This is a genomic window from Streptomyces sp. AC555_RSS877 (assembly GCF_019049245.1).
In the GTDB taxonomy this organism is placed as follows: Bacteria; Actinomycetota; Actinomycetes; order Streptomycetales; family Streptomycetaceae; genus Streptomyces.
The window spans coordinates 1-276 of the sequence record NZ_JAGMUK010000242.1 but is presented as its reverse complement, the minus strand read 5'-3'; the positions used below and the strand labels follow the sequence as shown (position 1 = coordinate 276).

The following is a 276-nucleotide window of genomic DNA, read 5'->3' as shown; positions in this document are numbered from 1 at the left end:
GGCGATGTGATGCACCACCACCACGAGCACATGCTCATCCGGACCCACCCCGAACAACCACGCACGCAGCGGAATCTCAGCACCCAGGTCGAAGGCATGCCGCGCCGCCTCCGTCGCCGCACCGCCGAGTTCGTTCTCACTCACCTCTGTGACGGCCAGCTCGAATCCGCACTCCTCCACCGGCAGGATCTGCTGATACGGCTCCCCGTCCGCCACCGCGAACACCGTCCGCAGCACCTCATGCCGCCCCAGCACATCCAACAGCGCGCGCTCCAA

General features: G+C 66.7%; 1 protein-coding gene. It reads right to left on the bottom strand.

The window, feature by feature from the left end; genetic code table 11:
- A partial coding sequence (locus tag KUM49_RS47930) for a condensation domain-containing protein (RefSeq protein ID WP_217243305.1) occupies positions 1-276 on the bottom strand: 276 nt, incomplete at both ends.